The sequence below is a fragment of the Pseudomonas sp. HLT2-19-2 genome, from assembly GCF_054898005.1.
In genome coordinates, this window is record NZ_CM142712.1 from 2,645,191 (window position 1) to 2,662,374 (window position 17,184).

Consider the following 17,184-nt stretch of genomic DNA (forward strand, 5'->3'; position numbering starts at 1 on the left):
TTGTGAAGCATCATACGTGCCAGCTCCCGGATCGCCAAACGCCAAGCTGTCGCAGAATCCTATAAGGTCGACGGAAAAACCTGTTTTTTATTGTTTCAGAGAGTGCGATTTGATCGTTCCCATGCTCTGCGTGGGAGTGATCAGTGCTCGGCTTCACCTTCCGGGTCGCCCTCGACATCGGGCGCAGCTTTACCCTTGGTCTTCAACTCACTGACAATTACCGCCGCCACAATTAACCCCGCCCCAACCAGCGCAATGGCCGGCAAACGCTCCCCGGCGATCCGCCCGACAATCCCGGCCCACACCGGCTCACCGGCATAGATCAACGTCGCCCGGGTCGGCGAAACGCTCTTTTGCGCCCAGTTCATCGCCACTTGAATCGCAGCACTGGCCGCGCCCAACCCCAACGCGCTGCACAACAACAGCCATGAGAAGCCCGGAATCGCTTCCTGAGTCGGCACCACCATCAGAAACGCCAGCACCGAAGTGACCGCCAATTGCACCACCGTCACGCGGCGCACATCGACCTGTCCGGCATAAGTGCTGATCAAAATGATTTCCGCCGCAATCGCCACGGCGCTGATCAGCGTGGCGATTTCACCGGGGCTGAAATTTAACGAAGCGCCGGCCGGCCCAGACAGCAACATCAACCCGGTAAACGCCAACATGATCCCGATGCTCGGCATCAGACCCGGACGCCGACCCAGCACCAGCCATTGCAGCAACGGCACGAAGGGCACGTACAACGCGGTAATAAACGCCGACTGACTGCTGGCAATGCTCTGCAAGCCGACGGTCTGCAAACCATAACCAAGCATGATCGCCACACCGATAAAGGCCCCGGCCTTCAATTCGAACAACGTCAGTTCACGCAGGTGACGCCAGGAGAACAGCGCAACAATGAGCGCCGCCGCGGCAAAACGCAGACCGACAAAAAACATCGGCCCGCTGACGGTCATCGCGTGCTGCACCAGCAAGAAGGTGCCGCCCCAGACCATGGTGATCAGCACCAGCACGCACTCGGCCTTGCTGAATCGCGAGAAACGGGGGGAAGTGTGAGAGATATTCACCGACGTCATGACCTTGCGCGCTACCTGAGGGGGACGCACAATGCGCCGAATGTTGCGCAGTATACTGCCCAACCCCACCAAGTGAGCAATATAGTGCACAAAGATTCCACGCATCGGGCTTCGGTCCTCCAGCACGTCAGTCAAAACGTTCGACGCTTGCGCCACGCCGCCGACATGAGCCAAACCGCACTGGCCGAAAAGTCCGGAGTCAGCCGCCGGATGCTGGTGGCCATCGAAGCCGGCGAGAAGAACGTCAGCCTCACCACCCTCGATCGTGTGGCCGAAGCGCTGGACGTGGCCTTTAGCGACCTGATTCAGGCCCCGGATGCCCGCGATCCAAGCCGCATTAACGAACTGGCCTGGGCCGGGACGATTCCTGGCAGCAAAGCCGTTTTACTGTCCAAAGCCACCGCCACCCGTGAGGTGGAACAATGGGAATGGTGCCTGCAACCGGGGGAAATTTACCCGTCGCAACCGGACGCCGAGGGCTGGAGTGAACAAATCTACGTCTTCGAAGGTTGCCTGACGTTGATGCTGGGTGACGTGCCGCATGAGATAGTCGCCGGCGAGTTCTACATGTTTGCCAGCAGTCAGCCGCATTCCTATCGCAACGATGGGGAAGTTGCGGCGCGGTTTGTGCGGAATGTGGTGATTTGATCGCTTGACGGTTCATCGGGAAATGCGTGTCACCTGTTATTTCTGACAGTAGACAAGTCCTGTGGGCGGGCGCCCAATTGAAGTGCGCACTGGTGTGCACACGATGGTCATTGCCTGAAAGACTGATCGTCCCCTCAGGCATGAGTTCTGCGACAGGCTCTGGGTACTCACCCGGAACCACGGAGTCGGCCCATGACAGCCCCAGCCCAACCCCCTCGCACCGCCCACGTCATCCGCTCGCACGCCGAGGCAATCGCCGTCGCCCACAAGCTCGCCGCACGATCCGGCACGCTGGAAATACCACCTGATTGGCAACTACCTGCTCAACGGCGTGAAGCCTGCGCGCCACGCCTGGAACTGAGGAGCCATCCATGAACGCCTTGACCCAACCGATTGTTGCCGGGCAGCCCCTGGCGAAAAGTCAGCATGACCTGCTGCGCAAGTGGCGGTCAACGATCCGCTGCAGTTGATTCCGCCCATGGCGCTGGTCTCCGAGCACCTGGGGTTCGGCTGACCGCCTCGCTGTCCTTCGAACACCCGTATCCATTCGCCCGACGCTTGTCGACGCTCGACCATCTGACCAAGGGGCACGACTTCGCCAAGTTGATCTGGGAGCTGGCCTCCCCGAAATGGAGCTTCGACGACGCTACTTTCAACGGCGGCATCGGCCACAACTTGCCGCAGGAAGATCCGCAGGCCTTTGCCAAGGCAGTAATCGACGCGGATCACCTCTGAGCATTAGTGCCGCGAGCTTGAGGCATGATCGTTCCCACGCGGGAGCGTGGGAACGATCTTATTAGATTTTTGTTATTCATCTGGCACTGGTCAGGCCTGCTCCATCATGTGGATCAGGTTTTCTGGCCAGACTGTTTCAGCGGTTTCTTTCAACTCGGCGATTGACCACCATTTGTGTTCAGTCATTACCCGGGCTTCATCGGCAGTCCAGCCATCACGCGTCAGCCGTTCTTCATCGGTGCAGACGACGAAGTAGCGTTCCACGGAAAGGACGGTTTCGCCGCTGGGCAACATCATCGAAAAGCTGCGCTCTGCCACGCTAGTGCCCACCGTGTTGGTGTGCAGTCCGGTTTCTTCATGCAGTTCGCGTATGGCGGCGGCTTCAAAGGTTTCACCTTCCTCAAGGCCTCCACCCGGTGTGGCCCAATAGTCGCGTCCGTCCAAGGCATCTCCCTTGTGCTGGAAGCGAAACAGCAGGACCTGACGGGCCGGATTGACCACGAGGAGTCGTGCGGCATTACGTTGGCGCATCAAGAATTCTCTTTCCATAGAAGGCAGCGAGCCGAAGCGTTTGCTTCGGCTCGCAAGGTTACAGTTCACGTTGCTGCTCGTTCCCACGCGGGAGCGTGGGAACGATCTTTAGCCGAGCTACGCAACCACCTGATAACACGGCACATACGCCGCGCCACCGGGCAGTTTCATCCGGTGCTGGGCGACGAAGGCTTTGAGCAGTTGATCCAGCGGTTGCATGACGGCTGCATCACCACGGATCTGGTACGGCCCGTGTTCTTCGATCAGGCGGATGCCCTTGTCCTTGACGTTGCCGGCGACGATGCCGGAGAACGCACGGCGCAGGTTGGCGGCCAGTTCGTGGGCGGGCAGGTTGCGGCTCAGTTTCAGGTTGGCCATGTTTTCGTGGGTCGGATCGAACGGGCGCTGGAAGCCTTCGTCGATCTTCAGCAGCCAGTTGAAATGGAATGCGTCGTTGCGTTCGCGGCGGAACTGTTTGACCGCTTTGAGGCCTTGAGTCATTTGACGCGCGACTTCAACCGGGTCGTCGATGATGATCTCGTAATGTTGTTTTGCCGCTTCACCCAACGTGGCGCCGACAAACGCGTCCAGTTGCTCCAGATACGGCGCGGCATGTTTCGGTCCGGTAAGGACCACGGGAAAGGGCACGCCTGCATTGTCCGGGTGCATCAGGATGCCGAGCAGGTACAGGAACTCTTCGGCCGTGCCGGCACCGCCCGGGAAAATGATGATGCCGTGGCCGACGCGGACGAAGGCTTCCAGGCGTTTTTCGATGTCCGGCAGAATCACCAGTTCGTTGACGATCGGGTTGGGCGCTTCGGCGGCGATGATGCCCGGCTCGGTCAAGCCAAGGTAGCGGCCGCCGTGGATACGCTGTTTGGCGTGGGCGATGGTCGCGCCTTTCATCGGGCCTTTCATCACGCCAGGACCGCAACCGGTGCAGATGTCGAGGCTGCGCAGGCCCAGTTCGTGGCCGACTTTCTTGGTGTATTTGTATTCTTCGGTGTTGATCGAGTGGCCGCCCCAGCACACCACGATCTTCGGCTCGACGCCGGGGCGCAGGGTACGGGCGTTGCGCAGCAGGTGGAAGACGTAGTCGCTGATGCCCTGGGAGGTGCTCAGGTCGATGCGTTGGGCGTCGAGTTCGTTTTCGGTGTAGACGATGTCGCGCAGGGCGCTAAAGAGCATTTCGCGGGTGCTGGCGATCATTTCGCCATCGACGAAAGCGTCGGCCGGGGCGTTCAGCAGTTCGAGACGTACGCCACGATCCTGCTGGTGAATGCGGATTTCGAAGTCCTTGTAGGCTTCGAGAATGGTTTTGGCGTTATCAACATGGGCGCCGGTATTGAGGATGGCCAGGGCGCACTGGCGGAATAAGGTGTAAGTGCTGCCGGATCCGGCTTCGCTCAGTTGCTGTACTTCACGTTGAGAAAGGGTTTCCAGGCTGCCTTTAGGGCTGACCGAGGCGTTGATTACTTGTCGTTGGGTCATTCAATGATCCTTAAAACGATGCCATTCATACAGGCAACTGGCATCCGAATGGTATGTATCCATGAAAGAAGATGGCACGAACTGCGCTGTATCGCCATTTCCCCGTTTGACGATGAAAAGTTGAAAAGGAGCCTCAGCATAGCTAAATCCCCTGCAGAGGCGATAATGCCCCGCAGTCTTTTTGCCCATGCCCTCAAGGAAACCCGTCGCGATGTTCGAAATACAGCCGCAGAACCCCGAACGCTATCGAAGCCAGACGCGACGCAGCACAGTGATCATAGCTCTGATTTTCCTGGCCCTGGCGATGGTGCTCTCCACCGCTGCGGTGGCGCTGTTCGGTGAGCCCGACGGCGACAATCTGCGATTTAACGTTGGTGGCGTGTTTGTGGCGGTACTGCTGATGGTAGTGCTGATGCGCGGCACGTTCTGGACCCAGCAATGGATGGCCCCGGCGGTTTACGGCTGGCAGCTCAAGCGCAGTTTGATGAGCATTACCAACGTCATGCATCAGGTGACGGCGGCGGTGGAGGCCGGCGATCCGACCGCCATGAAGCTGCTGCGTTTCTATCATCTGGGGTTGAGCCAGATGCACGAGTTGGACGGCAACTCCAGTGATCACAGCCAATTGACCCGCGAGATGGATCAGCACAAGGCACGGATGGAGGCGCTGGGCATCGAGACTGATCAGACGCAATTGAATCCGGCCTGGATCGAGGCCGTGAAGCAGGCGCCTCGGTAGCTTCTGGTGTGGGCAGAAACCGCTCCGCTGGGTCTAATGCCAATCAGCTAAGTCATTTCAGCTGCTACGGATCGCGGTTAAACTGACTGGCATTACGCACCCTATCAGGTGTTTGATGATGCATAGTCGCCTGCCATCAGGCGGCTCATACCCGCCAGGGGTCAAAAAAAGGGCGAACGGGATTCGCCATGTGGTCAGAATTCAGGAGCGTCATGGGTCATCCGTCCGTTAAAGATCGAATTGAACAGGCCCGCCACGGCATGCCCTTGGTAGCCGAGCAGGTCGGGGTAACGCTCAAGGTTCGCTCTGCGGTGTTTCTGCTGGTCGCGGTGTGCCTTTCCATGACGGCTATCGTGATGTGGGAAGCCTGGAACTCGCGCCAATACCATCTGCATGACAAGGCAGTGGCGATGTCCAACCTTGCGCAGACCTTGGCCTCGCAGGCGCAGGCGTCGATCAAGCAAGCCGACACGCTGCTGTTTACCCTGGTGGATCGCCTCGAAAACGACGGTTTCGACCAGGCCCGGATGCCCGGGCTGGAGCGATTGCTCAGAGCCCAGCGCAACGAGTTGGGCCAGCTCCATGGCTTGTTCGTGTATGACGAAAAAGGTCGCTGGGTTGTCAATTCCAATAGTGCCGTCGTGCCCGATGCGAACAATGCCGACCGTGAATACTTCATCTTCCATCGTGATCATCCCGATCGAGGGCCCCACATTGGCCCGTCGATCAAGAGTCGCTCGAGCGGTGAATGGATCATGACGGTTTCCCGCCGGATCAATCATCCGGATGGCAGCTTTGCCGGCGTGGCGCTGGCAACCCTCTATCTCAGCCACTTCCTTGCGCTCTACAACAGCATCGACATGGGCGGTAACGGCGTGATCAACCTGATCGCCGACGACGCCACCATCGTCGTTCGCCGACCGTTTAAAGAAGCTGAAATCGGCATCAGCGTCGCCAAGGGGCCGCTGTTTACGCAACTGTTGCCCAAGGGCAATTCAGGCACGGCAACGGTCCCCTCCTATGTGGATGGCGTCGAGCGTGTGGTCGGATTTCGCAGGGTCGACGGTTATCCGCTGATCATCTTTGCTGCGCTGAATAAAGATGAAGTCCTGGCAGCCTGGCGTAAGGAGGTACTGCTGAGTGCCGGGATCGTCTCGTTATTTCTAGGGTTTGTGGGCGTACTCGGTTATCGCCTCATTCGCCTCATGACGCAGCAGAATCACGTGCAGAACGTATTGCTGGATGCGCAGGAAAAACTGATTGAGGTCAACCGCAGTCTTGAGTTGCTGGCCCTGGAGGATGCACTGACCGGGCTTTCCAACCGGCGTCAGTTCGATCATTTCATCCTTGCCGAAATGGGCCGCGCCAGGCGCAACCAGACCCACCTTGCGCTGCTGATGATCGATGTCGATCACTTCAAGAGCTTTAACGATCTTTACGGCCATGTGGCCGGCGATGAGTGTTTGCGCAACATCAGTACGATCATCAGGGACAACATCAAGCGCCCCAGCGACCTGGCTGCGCGCTATGGCGGCGAAGAGTTTGCGGTAGTTCTGCCCGAAACCGACTATGTGGGGGCGTTTATGGTGGCGGAAAAAATCCGTCGCGCGGTTCAGCAGGCAGGCATCGAGCACTGTGAAGGTGCTGAAGGCTCGGTGACGGTCAGCCTGGGCGTCGCCGCTTACGATCCGGCGTCCCAGGCCCAGCCCGATGACTTGGTGGGGGCCGCCGACAAGGCGCTTTACGTGGCCAAGGCCAGCGGCCGGAACATGAGCGTCATTGCCAACTGAATTCAAACAAACCGGTCACTGGGGAATCCTTGAGCGGATAAGATCAAAAGATCGTCCGAACGCGGCCCGAGCCTGCGGCAGCTACGCGCCCGATGGGCGCTGCCACAGCCTGATCACTCGAAGGTAGACCAGCACGTTGATCGCCAGCACCACGCTGCCCAGTCCCAATTGAATCGCCGGCGTCAGACCCGCCGGATAAATGACCGGCCACACGTAATGTTCGATGAAACCGCCGCCATAGCCGGTTTGTCCGGCCGCGTGACGCATCAGGTTTTCCCACACGGTCAGCGGGCAGGTCAGGTGGAAGACTTCCACCGATACGCCCCACGCAGCCACGGGCAGGTGCCACCAGATCAGAGGGCGCCATTTGAGCACCAGCAGCCCGCCGAACAGCACGAACAGAATGAACAGCAGATGAAACAGCACCAGCCCGTCGGCGGCGATTCGGTACAGCATGGCGACTCCCTGACGCGTTACTGGAATCGCTCCATGATACTCGGGCGGGTTGCTCCTGCTCTATCGATTGTTTGCGGTTCCGCGCTGCGAGCGGCCCTTCATCAATCGCGAAAGTCAGCCAACTCCGCACGCATCCTTGCGTTGTGCTTGGCGAATCAAGCGTGCAGTCGATGAATGGCACAAGTTCGCAGCAGTGCGCAGATTGTTCAAGCCATCGGCCGCGACTGCTGGCACAGTCTGAGGTCTTTCCCTGGTTGTAGAGCGTTATGTCCAATTTACTCATGCCGCGCAGTGCCTTTCTTCGCGGCGCTGCGGCGATCATGCCGTTGTCCCTGGCGACCGCGCCCTGGGGACTGCTGGCCGGCTCCATGGCCATCGAGGCCAATCTCACGCCCCTGCAAGGCCAGGGTTTGTCGAGCATCGTGTTTGCCGGGGCGGCGCAACTGGTGGCTATCGGCATGCTCAAGGGCGGTGCCGGGATCTTTTCGATTCTGCTGACCACGGTGTTGCTGACGTCCCAGCATTTGCTTTATGGCATGAGTATGCGTTCGGTAATTTCGCCGTTGCCGGGCCGCTGGCGTGTGGGGTTGGGCTTTTTGCTCACTGACGAGCTGTTCGCCCTGACCAGTCAGCATGACAAGCAGCAGTTCAACCGTTGGTACGCGTTGGGTGTCGGCCTGACGTTTTACATCGCCTGGAACCTCTTCACCCTGGCCGGCATCGTGCTGGGCAGCAGTATTCCGGGACTGGAACATCTGGGGCTGGACTTCTCCATTGCGGCGACCTTTATTGCCCTGATCACCCCGGTGGTGCGAGACGTGCCGACCGTGGTTTGCGTGGCGGTGTCGCTGTTCTGCTCGGTGCTGTTCAGCTACTGGCAATGGGGCTCGGCACTGGTGCTGTCGGGATTGGCGGGCATGACCGCTGGCTTTATCTGCAACAAACTCTACGGTGGACGCACATGATGGTCTGGGCGGTTATTGTCGGCATGGGAATACTGGTTTTCCTGAACCGCTATGTGTTTCTGGAGCCTCGGTTGCCCGTGCGCTTGAGCAGTAATGCGCGGCAGTTCCTGGGTTTTGCGGTACCGGGCATGCTGACCGCGATCTGCGGGCCGATCGTGTTCATGCCCGACAAGCAGCTGAATCTGCAGTGGGACAACCCGTACCTGATCAGTTCGCTGGTCGCGGTGGGGCTGGTGCTCTATACCCGCAATACCTTGCTCAGCATGGTGTTGAGCATGGGGTTTTTCTTTTTGCTGCGCGTGTGGCTCTAAATCGTTCCCGTCGAAACTGTTCTACGCTTAAAGACGATCCCTTCAGGAAGCGAGGCGAGTATGACAAATGATCCAAAGCGTCCGGACCCGGATGAAGAGCTGGATGAACCCACGGAAGAGGAGCTCAAGCGGCAGCGGCGTTCGACGCCAGACTGGAAGCACCCCGACGACGGTAAAGAGATGTCCGATCGCGACCAGGAGCGTCCGCTGAGGCCTTGACCGATTTGCACACCTGTCTTTTGTTGGTCGTGTACATATCCGTTCCTGTGGTCACGGCGGCTTAGGGCTCCGCCCTTATGACGGTTCAACAGTCCCTCGAATTGATACGTTCAGGGTGTTTCATCAATCAGTGCCGCGCCTTGATTTCTTGAATGGCCAACCGCTTTGTCCACCTTGTACCACTCGAAAACCTCGCTGACTTCACCCTGCAACAGCGCCATGTGTTCAGCACGTTCTTTGGGGGTGGCCGGATCAAGCCATTCCCGCGCCAGTTGCGCAGACAACACCACGGGGCGCCGATCATGAATGTCGAGCATGCCGCCCATGCTGTCGGCGGTGATGATCACAAAACCGTCGTCGGCCCGCGGCTCACCCCTCGCGTCGGGGAACTGTCCGATTGCCGCGCATAAAATCGGCGCCCGGTCCCGTCGGCGGATAAGCCACGGTTGCCTCGTCGAATCCCCGGCGTCGACCCATTCAAACCAGTTGTCGATCGGCACAATCGCGCGGTGCGGCCAGATCGCCCGGAAGAACGCGCCGTGGGCGACTTTTTCGACACGCGCATTGATCGGTGCCGCACGATCCTTCGCCCAGTGTGGCCGCCATCCCCAGCGCTGGAAATCGGCGTGCAGGCCGTTGCTCTCCAGATGCAGGAGGGCGAGTTGCGTGGTGGGCGCGGCGTTGTAGCGGGCTAGCGGTTCATCACCAACGTGGTTGATCAACGCGTCGGGGATGCTCAGCGCCGCGACAAAATCGTGAATGCCACGGTACTGCGACAGGCGTCCGCACATAGGCCGATCCTCCGATGAACAGTTCTGATTGAAGAGCGCTGATTGAAGCGCTCTGGCTGGAGATTTCAGCTTAGTTGCTCAGCTCACGTGGGCGCGCTGCAACTCGGTCAACGACAAGACCTTGAGGCGCGCCAGCAGCGGGTTCCGCCGGTCACGGGGATTGGACCAGTTGCACTGCCAGCTCCTGACAAATGCTGCTGGCTTCCAGTCGACGGTATAAGGCGCGTCTTTCAGTACGCCCGAAGCCTTCACCGAAGCATGAACGTTGTAGTAGTTCTGATCACCTACGTGCAGGACGACGGGCTCGGCGGCGTAGGTCAGTGGCGCGGCAAACAGTGCGTTGGCTGGCCTGGCGCAACCAATGGCGCGAAACGTTCTGGTCAAGGTTGGCTTTCTTCGCCCACAGATCGGCGTACTCGTCGGTGAGATTGTCGACCTAGGCCCGGGCCTTTTTCAGGCGTACCAGAAAGTCGGTAATGGCTTCGCGCTTGCTGTCGATTGAAGGCGTTGACGCGGCAATGGCGCTCAGGCCGGGCATCAGGTTCTTGGCGGTGAGAATCGGCCGAGCGCCGGAGAACAGAATCTGTTGAGAGATGTAAGGTTCCCAGACCGGGAACGCGTCGATGCTGCCCTGAGGCAGCGCGGCGGCGGTATCGATCGGCATCAGTTTGATGAAGTCGACGTAGTCTTCCGGCAGGTCGGCTTTTTCCAGGGCGCGCAGGGCAGTAACCCACGATGCCGGGCAGCACTGGGACCAAACACTGTGTACCCTGTTCGAACATACGCCCGCAGAGATGTGCGGGCTCAACGGTGCGGCCAAGGCACATCATGAAACAGCTAATCAAGGTTCTAGCTGCACTCGTCATCGCCACAGGGTTGGTTGGGTGCATCGCTTCTCCCATCGAAATGACGCCGCAGACCGAACAGCGTCTGAGCGCGCAACCACCGATCCGTTTTCTGCTGACCTTTGACGACGGTCCCAGCGCTTCGAGTTTCTGGAATCCGACGATGATGGTGCTCGACAGTCTGGCCACTAACCCGGTGCAGCCGAATCTCAAAGCGGTGTTTTTCGTGCAGACCCGCGCCTCACGAGCCGGCGGCAGTGAAATAGGTCGCCAGGTCATGCACCGCGAACAGGCCGAAGGTCAGATCCTGGGCTTTCACACAGCCACGCCCGGGCACTCCAATCATCGCTCCCTGGACCCGCAAGCACTGGAGCAGTCCCTCACCCACGGCAGCGCCGACATCGCCGCGATCACCGGCGCGCCGCCGACGCTGGTGCGCCCGCCATTCTGGAGCTACGACAAACGCACCTTCGCGGCCTATCAGCAACATGGGATGCATGTGCTGCTGACCGATTTGAGCGCCAATGACGGCAAGATCTGGGGTTTCAACGCCAGCCCCCGGCGGCGCGCCCACCTGCTGCGCAGCCTGTCCGAAGTACGCGAGCGCATCGCCCTTGGAGAGTTACCGGTGGTGGACGGGGTGATTCCGATAGTGGTGACCTTCCACGACCTCAATCGCTACACCGCCCGGCACACGCGGGAGTACCTGCAAATCCTCCTCGACAGTGCGAGCGCCACCGGTCTGAAAACAGCTCAGAAACCTTTTTATGACGACACGGCAGCGCTGCAACGCGCGGCTATGGCGCGCACCGTCCGCGACGGTTCAGAGGCGATTAAATTGCCGGGGATCTGGAATTTGATCTGGGATCGGGATCCTCACTGAGAGGACTCCGAAGTGAGAAACAGTTAACACAAATTTTGAGCATTGGCGACGCAGGATGGGAAATGTGCATCTATGCTGAGAAAGTTGGATCCGATTAACTGCCACGGAGGCGTCAGTCATGGTTTCAGTTCCTGAGCTTTGCCGCATTGTTGAGTGCGGTTTTCAACCGCGGTCCTGTGCTTGCACGGTGAACCCCGACGGAACGTTACGGATCAAGGTCTACGAAGCCGCCACCGGGCGAACTGATCTGTTGATCACCAGAGTATCGCCAGCACAGCTGACCACCGTTCGCGCTATCTCCAACCTGATTGGCGAGTTGCGCACTGAAATGCGTGCCGGGCGCCGGGCGTTTGCCGGCTAGTCCCGCGGCAGCAGCTGTCGCACACCTTGCTGCATCTCGTGGTATCCAATTTCTACGGATACCCTCCGGGCGCGACGTCTGGTCGGCACGTCAATGAAGGTCGGGTGTAAGGTATTCAGGTGAATTCAGGATCATCACTGCCGAAATGGAGGTGACTATGAGCGTTCCGATGCTGACCAAAATGCACATGAACGGTTATGACGTACTCAGCGTGAACAACGGTCCGTGGCGGGTGTGCACCAAAGGTGACCGGCTTGGAGCCTTTGGCAGCCGAGAGGAAGCACTGGCCTTTGCGGCCTCTCTTCCCGGCTACAAGGCTAGATCAAGCCGGCCTGCACTCAGCCAGAAGTCAGATTGATAGTGCGCTTGCAGCCCCGGTTCGCCGGGGCTTTTTCGCATGGCATTAAGGCCCTGGCTCAACAGTGCGATCCGTTTTCGATAAAGGCTGGCCGCCGATCTGCTGGACTTGATCCTTGCTCATACCGGTCTCCGCCTTTGCGACCAACGGCTGATCCCGATAGATGCGCGACTCAGTGCTGCAGCCACTCGACGCTGCCAGTACGACGACCAGTGCGCATCTCGGATTGTTTATGGCAGCGCTCCTGCTAATGAGCTTTCGTTCGAGTGATAACCTTGGCTTTCACTTCCTCGGCATAACCCTTCAGTCGCTCTTCATCTCCCTGAAACAACTCGCACAGCTTTTGGGCTGCTTGCGCATCCACATCATTGCCGAGCTGGCGTAGCTGCTCTGCGATGCGCAAAAGCTCTACCGCTGACCACCTCAAGTCCGACGCAACGCCTTGCAGGTCACGCCGAAGTTCGTTTTCAGATTCGTTGAGCCACATGATGACCTCCTGAAAGTCTCTGCTACGAAATTTTAGTCCCATTTCCCAATTCATGGCGTTTCGTTCGTCCGGGCCGTTGGCGTAGCCTTCTGTCGGGATAATGAACGCGAACGGGCAGATCTGATGTCGTAGTGAGGTAGTGAATTTTCGCTAGGGCGAGGCAACTTCCAATGACGACCACCGATGACTTTCGATTTCATGCCCATGAGCTGATGGTTGACATGGACGCGGCTACCACGGAAATGATGAAGCTGATTTCCGCGCATCAGCTGAGCGGCCCGGAATGGGAGCGGGTCACTCAATGGCAGCATGAAGCGTACGAAAGATGGATGACCTATCTCAATGAGAGGTCTTACCCGGATCCGGGGGATCACAACGCGCCTCGCTGAGTGCTGTTCAGCGAGGTTTAGCCGGTGATATCGATCGCCTGGATGATCGGGTCGTCGATTGCCTGAGTGCTCGCACTGGTTTTCTTTTCCCGACGTTCGTTCATCCAGTTGTCCACCTGAGCATTGAATTGCGCCGGCGCTTTTCGTCCGACCTTCCTGGCGAGATCAAGAATGGTCTGCTGGGCGAGGGCGTCTTCCATACGTTTCTGCGCGACCATCATGGCGGCATGGACTGAGCAGTGATCAGCCACCGCCCAAGCCGGCGCGGAACCTTCGAACAAGGCGCAACGCCCCCGAATCTCCCGGCAATCGAAGATGAGCTTCTGGCCGTCGATGGCATTGACGATATCCAGAAGGCTGATTTCGTCAGAAGGCCGGGCCAGCTTGAACCCGCCGCGCACGCCTTCAGTGGCGACCACCAGTTTTGCCTTGGCCAGTTTGGTGAAGATTTTTGCCAGATAGTCCTGAGGTACGCCTTGCAGTTCAGCAAGGTCGCGCACGCTCGCCTCACGGGTGTCGCCGCAATTTCCCACCAAAAAAATCAGGCAATGAATGCCGTACTCAACGCCGGCGCTGTAAAGAGACATATCGATCTCCGACTAAAGCAGTCGTAAATGTTAGCAGCGGAAAGTGAGCTGAGCAATGAATTCGATCCCGTATGCACAGCGTTTGCTCTAACGTCATGCGCTGGTTGGACGATTTATTGCTACTCCTGAGGATGAATCAAACTTTTCGATGGTAACCATCAGTAATTTCGTTTTGTGCCAAGTAACTGGGATCAATATAGTCGTAGTTGTCAGGACGGCAGCCGCTACCGATGAGCGTGACCCTTAACGAATTCATCACTTGGTCTTCTCCCACGGAGTTAAAAATGAAACAGCACATCTTGGTTATCGGCGCAGGTTTCGGTGGCATGTGGACGGCTTTGAGCGCCACGCGCCTGTTCGACATTCATGGTCACAACGACGTTGAAGTGACTGTTCTGGCCCCTCAGGCCGAGTTGCGTGTACGTCCGCGCTTCTACGAGCCGAATGCGCACCTACTGGCCGCGCCGATTGGCGAACTGTTTGATGCGGTCGGCGTGAAGTTCATCAAGGGCACCGCAGAGAGCATCGACGTTGAGCAAAAACGCGTCGGTTACGTCGATGCATCGGGCAATCAGCAAGTGTGCAGCTACGACAAACTCGTTCTGGCGACCGGCAGCCGTCTGGCACTGCCGAACACTCCAGGTGTGGTGGAACACGCCTTCGACGTCGACCAGATCGAACAGGCCGTACGCCTGGAAAATCACCTCAAATCCCTGGTGAACCTGCCAGAAAGCAAAGCCCGAAACACCGTAGTAGTTGCCGGTGGTGGCTTCACCGGGATTGAAACGGCGACCGAAATGCCTGGGCGTCTGCGTGCCATCCTGGGTGATCGTGCCGGCATCGAAGTGATCATCGTTGATCGTGGCGAGAAAGTTGGCGGGTCCATGGGCGACGAGATTGCCAAGTCGATCGCTGAAGCCAGTATTGAAACCGGCGTGAAATGGCGCTTGAAATCGTCGGTGGTCGCCGTCGACGAAAGCGGCGTGACCCTGGCCGATGGTCAGCGCATCGATGCCAAAACCGTGATTTGGACCACCGGTGTGCGCGCCAGCTCGCTGACCGAGCAGATTCCGGCCGAACGCGATCACCTCGGTCGTCTGCACGTCGACGCGCACCTGAAAGTCATTGGTCAGGAAGACATTTTCGCCACCGGCGACGTCGCCTACGCCGCCAGCGATGACATCGGTAACTTCGCGTTGATGACCTGTCAGCACGCCATCTCGCTGGGTCGTCATGCCGGCAACAACGTTGCCGCACAGATCCTGGGTGTGGATCCGACTCCGTATAACCAGCCTAAATACGTGACCTGTCTGGATCTGGGCGTCTGGGGAGCGGTCTACTCCGAGGGTTGGGATCGTCAGGTGAAGTTGATCAAGGCGGAAGCCAAGGCGCTGAAAACCCAGATCAACACGACGTGGATCTACCCACCTGCGGCTGACCGTGTCACTGCGCTGGCTTCAGCGGATCCGATGATTCCTGTTGCCTGAAGCGTCGGCAGCGTAACTGTAATATCGCCGTCTGCTTAGAAAAATCCTGCCCGGGTTCTCTTGGGTGGGATTTTTTTTGCGCCTTGAACGGTTGCGGGCGTGAAATTTAACGTGTACTTTTTCATGAAATAAAAAGTATAAAATTTCACGGAGCCCGCATGTTTCAACAATCTACCGAGCACGTCGTCAGTTATTACGCCCACACCTGCGCGGATCGTCTATTGGATCGAGCCCCTTTGCAGGGCGAGCAGGACACTGAAGTGTTGATCATCGGGGCCGGCTTCAGTGGATTGCACACGGCGTTGCGTCTGGCCCTGGCCGGCAAACGCGTGACCTTGCTGGAAGCCAGTCGGGTGGCCTGGGCCGCCTCGGGCCGCAATGGCGGTCAGGCTATTCTCGGTTGGTCGTGTGACATGCCGCCGCTGGAGGCGGCGCTGGGTTATGAGCGCGCGCGCCGGTTATGGGACAGCATGCGCTGGGCAGCACGAGAGTTGCGAGCGTTGCCCGCACGCCATGATTTCGACTGCGACTATCGGCCCGGCCACCTCTGGACGTCGGTGATGCCGCGACGGGTGAGTCTGCTGACAGAATGGCAACACGAGGCCAGCCACAAGTGGGGCCACGATAGTTTGCAGTTCATTGAGCGCGAGGCGTTGCCGGAATGGGTCGCCAGTGAGCGCTACCAGGCGGGCCTGTTTGATCCTGAAGGCGGGCATTTGAATCCGCTGAAACTGGCGCTCGGGCTGGCTGCCGCGATTGAACGTGCCGGTGGATGCATTCATGAACAGAGCAAGGCGCTGAGTTATCGCGAAGAAGGCGATCGTTATGTGGTCACCACTGAGCGCGGTCGCATTCGCGCCGACGTGCTGGTGCTGGCGTGCAACGCCTATCTGGATCGGCTTGACCCGAAGCTTTCGAGTTGCGTGTTACCGGTTGGCACTTATCAGGTGGCCACCGCGCCACTTTCAGAGGAGCAGGCAGCCGCGTTGCTACCGAAAAATGTATGCGTCACCGACAACCAGTTTGTCCTCGATTATTTTCGCCGTACGCCGGACAACCGTCTGCTGTTCGGCGGTGGTTGCACCTATCTGGGTGGCATGCCGAAGGACATCGCGGCTGCGACGCGGCCTTATCTGGAGCGCGTTTTTCCCCAGCTCAAGGGCGTCGAGTTCGATTTTGCCTGGGGAGGGCATATCGACCTCACCCTCAAGCGCACGCCTGACATCGGTCGACGTGGCGATCTCTACTGGCTGCAGGGTTACTCAGGCCACGGCGTGCTGCCGACATTGGCCGGGGCCCGCGCCGTGTCCGACGCGATACTGGGCCGGCCGGATGAGCTGGCGTTGTACCAGGGTTTGATCAACGGCAGTTTTCCCGGTGGTAAGTATTTGGCAGCACCGCTGGAAGCCATCGGCAAGGCCTGGTATCGGCTGCGCGACAGCCTTTGAAAGCATCAATTTCTGGAAACCTTTAGATGGACATGCAAGAAGAAATTTCGGCGCTGGCGATCTTGATCCAGGACCTGCGCAAGCACAAAAAATACACGCTGAAAGACCTGGCGGACAAAATCGGTCGTTCGGTCGGCTTTCTCTCGCAAGTCGAGCGGGGGCTGTCGCGTCCCACAGTGGCGGACTTGACCGCCATCAGTGAAACCCTTGGCGTGCCGACCACTTATTTCTACAGCTTGCCCAAACCCATGGCATTGCCTTGGGTGACCCGCCCGGATGAGCGACGCACGCTGTATTACGCCGACGGGATTACCGACATCCTCGTTTCTCCAAAGATGAGGGCGTCCTTTTCAATGCTTGAAAGTCAGCTGGAGCCCGGCGCCAGCAGTGGTGATCGGCACATGAATGACAGCTCGGAGCAGGGTGGCTATGTCCTCGAGGGGGAGCTGACGCTGTGGCTGGATGACAATCAACCGGTGACATTACGTGCCGGCGACAGTTTTCAACTGGCCAGTCACACGCATTGTCGCTACGGCAACCTCACGGATCAGCTCACCCGAGTGCTTTGGGTTTACACCTGATAA

General features: G+C 58.6%; 20 protein-coding genes and 5 pseudogenes. 15 read left to right on the top strand and 10 right to left on the bottom strand.

The window, feature by feature from the left end; translation table 11 throughout:
* Positions 1-140: 140 nt before the first annotated feature.
* On the bottom strand, positions 141-1,184 hold the full coding sequence (locus tag ACYZTU_RS12405) for a DMT family transporter (RefSeq protein WP_461970499.1): 1,044 nt from the start codon (positions 1,182-1,184) through the stop codon (positions 141-143).
* Here ACYZTU_RS12405 and ACYZTU_RS12410 point away from each other — a divergent pair.
* From ACYZTU_RS12410 to ACYZTU_RS12420, 3 genes and pseudogenes are all read left to right on the top strand, one after another.
* Entirely contained in the window at positions 1,164-1,727 is a 564-nt protein-coding gene (locus tag ACYZTU_RS12410; RefSeq protein ID WP_461970501.1) for a helix-turn-helix domain-containing protein, read from the top strand. The two genes, ACYZTU_RS12405 and ACYZTU_RS12410, sit on opposite strands and share 21 nt — an antisense overlap.
* Positions 1,728-1,992: 265 nt before the next feature.
* A pseudogene (locus ACYZTU_RS12415) lies at positions 1,993-2,088 on the top strand (hypothetical protein); the annotation flags it as partial.
* A 72-nt stretch (positions 2,089-2,160) separates the two neighbouring features.
* Positions 2,161-2,315: pseudogene (locus ACYZTU_RS12420) on the top strand (5,10-methylene tetrahydromethanopterin reductase); the annotation flags it as partial.
* 237 nt (positions 2,316-2,552) lie between these two features.
* Here ACYZTU_RS12420 and ACYZTU_RS12425 read toward each other — a convergent pair.
* Both ACYZTU_RS12425 and ppnN read right to left on the bottom strand, forming a co-directional pair.
* Positions 2,553-2,993, bottom strand: coding sequence for an NUDIX hydrolase (locus ACYZTU_RS12425; RefSeq protein ID WP_461970503.1), 441 nt, complete (start codon positions 2,991-2,993; stop codon positions 2,553-2,555).
* Between the two features lie 117 nt (positions 2,994-3,110).
* Positions 3,111-4,484, bottom strand: a complete 1,374-nt coding sequence (ppnN, locus tag ACYZTU_RS12430) for a nucleotide 5'-monophosphate nucleosidase PpnN (RefSeq protein ID WP_282377853.1) — start codon at positions 4,482-4,484, stop codon at positions 3,111-3,113.
* Positions 4,485-4,695: 211 nt separating this feature from the next.
* On the opposite strand from ppnN, the gene ACYZTU_RS12435 reads away from it, so the two are divergent.
* Positions 4,696-5,223 (top strand): DUF3087 domain-containing protein, encoded by a 528-nt coding sequence (locus tag ACYZTU_RS12435; protein ID WP_461970505.1) that lies wholly within the window; start codon positions 4,696-4,698, stop codon positions 5,221-5,223.
* A gap of 212 nt (positions 5,224-5,435) precedes the next feature.
* Positions 5,436-7,013, top strand: a complete 1,578-nt coding sequence (locus tag ACYZTU_RS12440) for a sensor domain-containing diguanylate cyclase (RefSeq protein WP_461970507.1) — start codon at positions 5,436-5,438, stop codon at positions 7,011-7,013.
* Between the two features lie 81 nt (positions 7,014-7,094).
* Here the strand turns inward: ACYZTU_RS12440 and ACYZTU_RS12445 are convergent, their stop codons facing one another.
* A complete protein-coding gene (locus ACYZTU_RS12445; protein WP_461970509.1) occupies positions 7,095-7,469 on the bottom strand; it encodes a DUF2784 domain-containing protein in 375 nt (124 codons plus the stop codon).
* A 266-nt stretch (positions 7,470-7,735) separates the two neighbouring features.
* On the opposite strand from ACYZTU_RS12445, the gene ACYZTU_RS12450 reads away from it, so the two are divergent.
* The 3 genes from ACYZTU_RS12450 to ACYZTU_RS12460 are packed head-to-tail and all read left to right on the top strand — an operon-like array spanning position 7,736 to position 8,964.
* The gene (locus ACYZTU_RS12450; RefSeq protein WP_461970511.1) at positions 7,736-8,434 is read left to right on the top strand and encodes an AzlC family ABC transporter permease; all 699 of its coding nucleotides are present in this window, start codon (positions 7,736-7,738) and stop codon (positions 8,432-8,434) included.
* Complete coding sequence (locus ACYZTU_RS12455; protein WP_449643943.1) at positions 8,431-8,745, top strand: AzlD domain-containing protein; 315 nt, start codon at positions 8,431-8,433, stop codon at positions 8,743-8,745. Before ACYZTU_RS12450 ends, ACYZTU_RS12455 begins: the two co-directional genes overlap by 4 nt.
* A 60-nt stretch (positions 8,746-8,805) precedes the next feature.
* On the top strand, positions 8,806-8,964 hold the full coding sequence (locus ACYZTU_RS12460; RefSeq protein ID WP_461970513.1) for a hypothetical protein: 159 nt from the start codon (positions 8,806-8,808) through the stop codon (positions 8,962-8,964).
* A gap of 110 nt (positions 8,965-9,074) precedes the next feature.
* On the opposite strand, the gene ACYZTU_RS12465 is transcribed toward ACYZTU_RS12460, so the two are convergent.
* From ACYZTU_RS12465 to ACYZTU_RS12475, 3 genes and pseudogenes are all read right to left on the bottom strand, one after another.
* Complete coding sequence (locus tag ACYZTU_RS12465; RefSeq protein ID WP_461970515.1) at positions 9,075-9,755, bottom strand: SOS response-associated peptidase; 681 nt, start codon at positions 9,753-9,755, stop codon at positions 9,075-9,077.
* Positions 9,756-9,833: 78 nt separating this feature from the next.
* Positions 9,834-9,954: pseudogene (locus tag ACYZTU_RS12470) on the bottom strand (ABC transporter ATP-binding protein); the annotation flags it as partial.
* A gap of 147 nt (positions 9,955-10,101) precedes the next feature.
* Positions 10,102-10,479: pseudogene (locus ACYZTU_RS12475) on the bottom strand (type 2 periplasmic-binding domain-containing protein); the annotation flags it as partial.
* 104 nt (positions 10,480-10,583) lie between these two features.
* Here ACYZTU_RS12475 and ACYZTU_RS12480 point away from each other — a divergent pair.
* From ACYZTU_RS12480 to ACYZTU_RS12490, 3 genes are all read left to right on the top strand, one after another.
* Positions 10,584-11,483, top strand: coding sequence for a polysaccharide deacetylase family protein (locus ACYZTU_RS12480; RefSeq protein WP_461970517.1), 900 nt, complete (start codon positions 10,584-10,586; stop codon positions 11,481-11,483).
* 118 nt (positions 11,484-11,601) lie between these two features.
* Positions 11,602-11,844 (top strand): DUF1652 domain-containing protein, encoded by a 243-nt coding sequence (locus ACYZTU_RS12485; protein WP_461970519.1) that lies wholly within the window; start codon positions 11,602-11,604, stop codon positions 11,842-11,844.
* A 157-nt stretch (positions 11,845-12,001) separates the two neighbouring features.
* Complete coding sequence (locus ACYZTU_RS12490; protein WP_461970521.1) at positions 12,002-12,202, top strand: SPOR domain-containing protein; 201 nt, start codon at positions 12,002-12,004, stop codon at positions 12,200-12,202.
* Positions 12,203-12,253: 51 nt separating this feature from the next.
* Here the strand turns inward: ACYZTU_RS12490 and bamE are convergent.
* Together bamE and ACYZTU_RS12500 are read right to left on the bottom strand one after the other, a co-directional pair.
* Positions 12,254-12,436, bottom strand: a pseudogene (gene bamE / locus ACYZTU_RS12495) (outer membrane protein assembly factor BamE domain-containing protein); the annotation flags it as partial.
* Between the two features lie 13 nt (positions 12,437-12,449).
* Positions 12,450-12,689, bottom strand: a complete 240-nt coding sequence (locus ACYZTU_RS12500) for a hypothetical protein (RefSeq protein WP_461970523.1) — start codon at positions 12,687-12,689, stop codon at positions 12,450-12,452.
* 170 nt (positions 12,690-12,859) lie between these two features.
* On the opposite strand from ACYZTU_RS12500, the gene ACYZTU_RS12505 reads away from it, so the two are divergent.
* Entirely contained in the window at positions 12,860-13,078 is a 219-nt protein-coding gene (locus ACYZTU_RS12505) for a hypothetical protein (RefSeq protein WP_461970524.1), read from the top strand.
* A 17-nt stretch (positions 13,079-13,095) separates the two neighbouring features.
* On the opposite strand, the gene ACYZTU_RS12510 is transcribed toward ACYZTU_RS12505, so the two are convergent.
* On the bottom strand, positions 13,096-13,665 hold the full coding sequence (locus ACYZTU_RS12510; protein WP_461970526.1) for an RrF2 family transcriptional regulator: 570 nt from the start codon (positions 13,663-13,665) through the stop codon (positions 13,096-13,098).
* A 284-nt stretch (positions 13,666-13,949) separates the two neighbouring features.
* Here ACYZTU_RS12510 and ACYZTU_RS12515 point away from each other — a divergent pair, with 284 nt between their 5' ends.
* The 3 genes from ACYZTU_RS12515 (at position 13,950) to ACYZTU_RS12525 (ending at position 17,181) form a co-directional block, all read left to right on the top strand.
* Positions 13,950-15,152: an NAD(P)/FAD-dependent oxidoreductase gene (locus ACYZTU_RS12515; protein WP_461970528.1), complete on the top strand. Its 1,203-nt coding sequence runs from the start codon at positions 13,950-13,952 to the stop codon at positions 15,150-15,152.
* Between the two features lie 158 nt (positions 15,153-15,310).
* Positions 15,311-16,600, top strand: a complete 1,290-nt coding sequence (locus ACYZTU_RS12520; RefSeq protein ID WP_461970530.1) for an NAD(P)/FAD-dependent oxidoreductase — start codon at positions 15,311-15,313, stop codon at positions 16,598-16,600.
* Positions 16,601-16,626: 26 nt separating this feature from the next.
* Positions 16,627-17,181 carry a helix-turn-helix domain-containing protein gene (locus ACYZTU_RS12525; RefSeq protein ID WP_461970532.1) on the top strand — a complete coding sequence of 185 codons (555 nt, stop codon included), beginning with the start codon at positions 16,627-16,629 and terminating at the stop codon, positions 17,179-17,181.
* Positions 17,182-17,184: the final 3 nt, after the last annotated feature.